Source organism: Streptomyces sp. NPDC005899 (assembly GCF_040629645.1).
Lineage (GTDB): Bacteria > Actinomycetota > Actinomycetes > Streptomycetales > Streptomycetaceae > Streptomyces.
In genome coordinates this window covers 1-5,260 of the sequence record NZ_JBEXWB010000397.1, presented here as the reverse complement: position 1 = coordinate 5,260, position 5,260 = coordinate 1, and the positions used below count along the sequence as shown (strand labels likewise).

4 protein-coding genes and 1 pseudogene are annotated in these 5,260 nt (G+C 76.0%); 1 reads left to right on the top strand and 4 read right to left on the bottom strand.

Annotated elements, in window-relative coordinates; genetic code table 11:
• Together ABZ371_RS28475 and ABZ371_RS28470 are read right to left on the bottom strand one after the other, a co-directional pair.
• A pseudogene (locus tag ABZ371_RS28475) lies at positions 1-497 on the bottom strand (aminoglycoside phosphotransferase family protein); the annotation flags it as partial.
• Between the two features lie 192 nt (positions 498-689).
• Complete coding sequence (locus tag ABZ371_RS28470) at positions 690-896, bottom strand: hypothetical protein (RefSeq protein WP_358684830.1); 207 nt, start codon at positions 894-896, stop codon at positions 690-692.
• Between the two features lie 686 nt (positions 897-1,582).
• Between ABZ371_RS28470 and ABZ371_RS28465 the strand changes: the two genes are divergently transcribed.
• Positions 1,583-2,908, top strand: coding sequence for a protein kinase (locus ABZ371_RS28465; RefSeq protein WP_358684827.1), 1,326 nt, complete (start codon positions 1,583-1,585; stop codon positions 2,906-2,908).
• Positions 2,909-2,957: 49 nt separating this feature from the next.
• On the opposite strand, the gene ABZ371_RS28460 is transcribed toward ABZ371_RS28465, so the two are convergent.
• Both ABZ371_RS28460 and cobA read right to left on the bottom strand, forming a co-directional pair.
• On the bottom strand, positions 2,958-3,782 hold the full coding sequence (locus ABZ371_RS28460; RefSeq protein WP_358684824.1) for an RNA methyltransferase: 825 nt from the start codon (positions 3,780-3,782) through the stop codon (positions 2,958-2,960).
• A gap of 80 nt (positions 3,783-3,862) precedes the next feature.
• A complete protein-coding gene (gene cobA / locus ABZ371_RS28455; protein ID WP_358684821.1) occupies positions 3,863-5,116 on the bottom strand; it encodes a uroporphyrinogen-III C-methyltransferase in 1,254 nt (417 codons plus the stop codon).
• Positions 5,117-5,260: the final 144 nt, after the last annotated feature.

The window sequence follows — 5,260 nt, the reverse complement described above, 5'->3', positions numbered from 1 at the left end:
ATCCGCTCGACGGCGAGAGCCGCCTTGGCCGGGCCGCGCATCGGCGGGAGCGGGTGGGGCGGCGGGGTGCGGTGCAGCGCGGCCAGGAGCGCGGCCGCCTCCTCCCAGGGGGCGGCGTCCGGGTCCGAGGGGTCGACCGGTTCACCGAACGGCCAGAGGCTCACGACGCGGCCGTCGGGTGTGCGGAGAGGGGATTCTCCCGGCGCGGTGACGGAGCCCGCCGTGGCCGGCGCCGGCTCCCCCGGGGATCCGCCGCCGGCCGGGGGCAGGAGGATGCCCGCCAGGTGCGGTGAGGCGGCCAGGGCCAGTCTGGCCGCCAGGGCCCCGGTGTCCGCGTCCGGGGCGTGGGCCTTGGCGACCACCGGGCCGCTGCGCACCACCGTGCCGTCGGGCCGGTCCGCGAGCACCCGCGGCGCCCCGCAGTCGCACCCGGCCGCGCGGGGGTGGGCCCCGGCGTGCGCGAGGTCGCCCAGGACGCGTACGGCGGAGGTGGTCATCGGTGGTGCTCCCTGAGCGGTGGTCGGTCCGGCGCCGAGCCTACGGCGTCACCGCGAAGGCCCCGGACAGCGCGATGTCCGGCCAGCTCCCCAGCTGGCCGGACAAACGCTGCCGTCCGCCGCACCCCCGTCCCCACGGGGCTGTTGGCCGGATGCCGGTCCGGACCGCTCTTCCGGACCCCGGGGCGCCGCTCAGCGCCCCAGCACCACGCCCACGGACGACGCCTGTGTGACCACTGCCTCCCAGCCGCCGAAGGCGACCACGAGCAGGGCCGCCAGGGGGAGAACCATCGCCGTCGCCACCAGTGGGTGGCGGCGTCCGGACGGGCGGACGCCGAACGAGGCGTGCGCCTCGCGTCCCTGCGTGCGGAGCATGGTCCGCGCTGCCGTGTCCGTCATGGTTCCTCTCCTGGCCTGTTCAGGGGCGGCGGGCGTCCGGGCTCGGGGGACGAGTTCCGCACCCGCCGCTTGACCTCAACACTAGGGAGACGGGAGCCGTCCGGCGTCATGCCCGCGTACCCATTGCCGGGCCTCCGGGAGGATGAGCCCGCCCCGTGCGGCGTACTCCCCTGGGTGGAGATCGGGCGCCGGACCCCCGGGTCATCCCCGAGGGGGCGTACGGGGGCATGCCCCCGTACGCCGGTAGTCGGGAGGGGCGCCACGGCCGTGACGAGGCGGACGGTGCGGGCGCCGGTCCGGCCGGGGGCGCCGCCGATGCCGTCCCGGCCACCGGCGAGGGTGACTTCACTCACGTCGGGCCCTCCTCCGCGGGCCGCTGCCCCCGCCCTGCGGCCGGCCCGGAAGACCACCGCCCCGTACGTACCCGGCGTGCCTCCGGTGTCCGGGACCGTTTTCGCACGATCGGCCTCCACCGATCCAATACCCCTGCTGCGGCGGACCTTTGGGATCGCGTACGGACCGGGCCGGCCGGATCCGCGGCTCCCTGACCGCTCCTCAGTTCACCGCCCGGGCACGGGCAATCGATGAACCGGCGAGGGCGCGGCCTCTGAGCGCGCCGCGCCACGGGTACGTAAGCTGTGCCTCGTCAGGCGGACGGCGGACCAGGCAGCGGGGATGGGCAGACGATGGCGATGATGCGGCTCCGGCGCGAGGACCCGCGTGTCGTCGGCTCGTTCAGGCTCCACCGGCGCCTCGGTGCGGGCGGCATGGGCGTCGTCTACCTGGGGTCCGACCGCCGCGGCCAGCGGGTGGCGCTCAAGGTGATCCGGCCGGACCTCGCGGAGGACCAGGAGTTCCGTTCGCGTTTCGCCCGGGAGGTGTCCGCCGCCCGGAGGATCCGCGGCGGCTGCACGGCGCGCCTGGTGGCCGCCGATCTGGAGGCGGACCGCCCGTGGTTCGCGACGCAGTACGTGCCGGGGCCCTCGCTCCACGACAAGGTCGCCGAGGAGGGGCCGCTGTCGGCCGCCGAGGTGGCGTCGATCGGGGCGGCTCTGTCCGAAGGGCTGGTCGCGGTGCACGAGGCCGGTGTGGTGCACCGCGACCTCAAGCCGTCGAACATCCTCCTCTCCCCCAAGGGTCCCCGGATCATCGACTTCGGTATCGCCTGGGCGACGGGGGCCAGCACGCTCACGCACGTCGGTACGGCCGTCGGGTCGCCGGGTTTCCTCGCGCCGGAGCAGGTGCGCGGGGCGGCGGTGACACCGGCCACGGACGTGTTCTCGCTGGGTGCCACGCTGGCGTACGCGGCGACGGCCGACTCCCCCTTCGGGCACGGCAGTTCCGAGGTGATGCTCTACCGCGTGGTGCACGAGGAGCCGCATCTGTTCGAGGTGCACGACGCCCTCGCCCCCCTGGTGCGTGCCTGCCTGGCCAAGGACCCGGAGGAGCGGCCGAGCACCCTGCAGCTGTCCATGCGGCTCAAGGAGATCGCCGCACGCGAGGCGCACGGCGTGCAGGAGCGCAGGCCGCCCGACCGGCGCCGCGAGCAGGAGCTGGACCGCCCTACCGGCCCTCTGCAGGGTCCGTACACCGATCAGCACACCCGGCGTGCGCCCGGCCCCGGCCCCGAGACCCGTCCCCCGGCGCGGCGCCCGTCGTCGGCGCGCCCGGCTCCCGCCCGTACCGGCGGCTCACGCCCCCAGGCCGCACGGGGCGCCGCACCCTCCGGGAAGCGCCCGCACGGAACGAACGGGGCGCCGGGCACGAACGGCCGTCCGGGTACCCGCTCCGGGGCCCGGACGACGCCGGCGGGGAAGAACGGCAAGCGCCGCCCGGCCAATCCGCGGCTGCTGCGTCAGCGGCTCGTCGTCTTCGTCGTGGTGACGCTGCTCGTGGCGCTGGGCATCGCGGCGGCCCAGGGCTGCCAGGGCCCGGCACGCGGACTGGGCGGGACGCCCCCGCAGAGCCAGGACCGGGCCGTGGGGCAGCCGGCCGGGCCCGGACCCCGCTGACGCCGCCCGCCCGGGCCCCGGTCCGGCCGGGTCACGCGCCGGCCCTCCGTCAGGGGTGCCGGACCCGCGTCGCGTAGAAGGCGACGGCGGAGGCCGCGGCGACGTTGAGCGAGTCCACGCCGGCGTCCATGGGGATGCGGACGTGGCAGTCGGCCGCGTCGAGCGCCTGCGGCGTGAGCCCGTCGCCCTCGGTGCCGAAGACGAGGGCCAGCTTCTCGTGGCCGCGTGCCACGAGCTCGTCCAGGGTGATCGACTGCTCGCCGAGGCAGAGCGCGGCGGTCGTGAAGCCCGCCGCGCTCAGCAGGCCGAGGCCGGCGGGCCACGTCTCCAGCCGGGTCCACGGGACGTGGAAGACGGACCCCATGGAGACCTTGACCGCCCTGCGGTACAGGGGGTCGGCGCAGCGCGGGGTGAGCAGGACGGCGTCGACGCCGAGTGCGGCCGCGTTGCGGAAGGCGGCGCCCAGGTTGGCGTGGTCGACGATGTCCTCGAAGACCGCCACCCGGTGGATCCCGCCGGATTCCGGGGCCAGCAGGTCGCCGACGGCGGCCAGGGGCGCGCGCCGCATGGAGGCGAGGGCGCCGCGGTGCACGTGGTAGCCGGTGACGCGTTCGGCGAGTTCGGGTGCGACCGCGTAGACCGGGGCGGTGGCCTCGTCGATCACGTCGCGCATGACGTCGACCCACTTGGCGGAGAGCATCATGGAACGCATGGTGTACCCGGCGCCGAGAGCGCGTCTGATCACCTTCTCGCCCTCGGCGATGAAGAGGCCCTCGGCGGGTTCCCGCCGGCGCCGGAGCTCGACGTCGGTCAGGCCGGTGTAGTCGCCGAGGCGGGGGTCGTCCGGGTCGGTGACGGTGATGGGTTCAGCCACGGGTGACGCCGCCTTGTCGGGGGTGGGGGCCGGCTCCCGGCCGGAGCCGGGCCGCCGGGCACGTGGTACGGGTGTGCCGTTCAGTGGGTGGAGGGCCGGGGAGCCTCTTCGCCGACGGCGACGACCTCGCCGATGACGATGACGGCCGGCGGGCGCACCTCTTCGGCGAGCACCCGCTCCCCCACGGTCGCGAGCGTCGCGTCCACCCTGCGCTGCGCGGCCGTGGTTCCCTCCTGGACCAGCGCCACGGGGGTCTGCGGGGACTTCCCGTGGGCGATGAGCGCACGGGCGATGGCGCCGATCTTGTCGACGGCCATCAGCAGGACGAGGGTGCCCCGCAGTTGGGCGAGCGCGGCCCAGTCGACCAGCGAACGCGGGTCGTCGGGGGCGACGTGCCCGCTGACCACGGTGAACTCGTGGGCGACGCCCCGGTGGGTCACGGGGATCCCGGCCGCGCCGGGCACGGAGATCGAGCTGGAGATGCCGGGGACGACCGTGCATGCGATGCCCTCGGCGGCCAGCGCCTGCGCCTCCTCCATCCCCCGCCCGAAGACGAACGGGTCACCGCCCTTGAGCCGCACGACGGACTTGCCTGCCTTGGCGTGGTCGATCAGCGCCTGGTTGATGGCCTCCTGGGCCATGTAGCGGCCGTAGGGGATCTTCGCCGCGTCGATCACCTCGACGTGCGGCGGCAGTTCGTCGAGCAGGTCGCGGGGGCCGAGCCGGTCCGCGATGACCACGTCGGCCTCCGCGAGGAGGCGGCGGCCGCGGACGGTGATCAGGTCGGGGTCGCCGGGGCCGCCGCCCACCAGGGCCACGCCGGGGGCACGGGTGCGGTGGTGCGGGGCGGCGAGGGTCCCGTCGCGCAGGCCCTCCACGATGGCGTCGCGGACCGCGGCGGAGTGCCGGGGGTCGCGGCCCTCGGAGGTGGTGGTGAGGACGGCGACGGTGATGCCCTCGCTGCGGCCGGTGGCCGGGGTCCAGGCGGTCGCCGCCTCGGCGTCGTCACTGCGGACGCACCAGGTGCGGGTGCGCTCCGCCTCGGCGGACGCGGCGTCGTTGGCCGCGGGGTCCGACGAGGCGACGAGGGCGTACCAGGTGTCGGCGAGGTCCCCCTCCTGGTACCGGCGGCGTTCCCACCGGATCTCACCGGTGTCGGCCATCGCCTCGACGGAGGCGGTCGCGGACGGGGAGACGAGGGTGATGTCCGCGCCGGCCGCGACCAGGGCGGGCAGCCTGCGCTGCGCGACCTGGCCGCCGCCGATGACGACGACGCGGCGCCCGTTGAGGCGCAGTCCGACGGGGTAGGCGGGGTGCTCGTCGTGCTCGGCCATGGTCGTGCGTGCTCCTCGTGCAGGGTGCGGTGTGCTGCGGGCCGCTGCGGCGGTGGAGCGGCGGGGACTTCGCTGGGCGGTGCGGGTGGGTGGAGTGCCGGCGGGGCCGCGCCGGCGGGTGAGCGGGTGGGACCACGATACGGG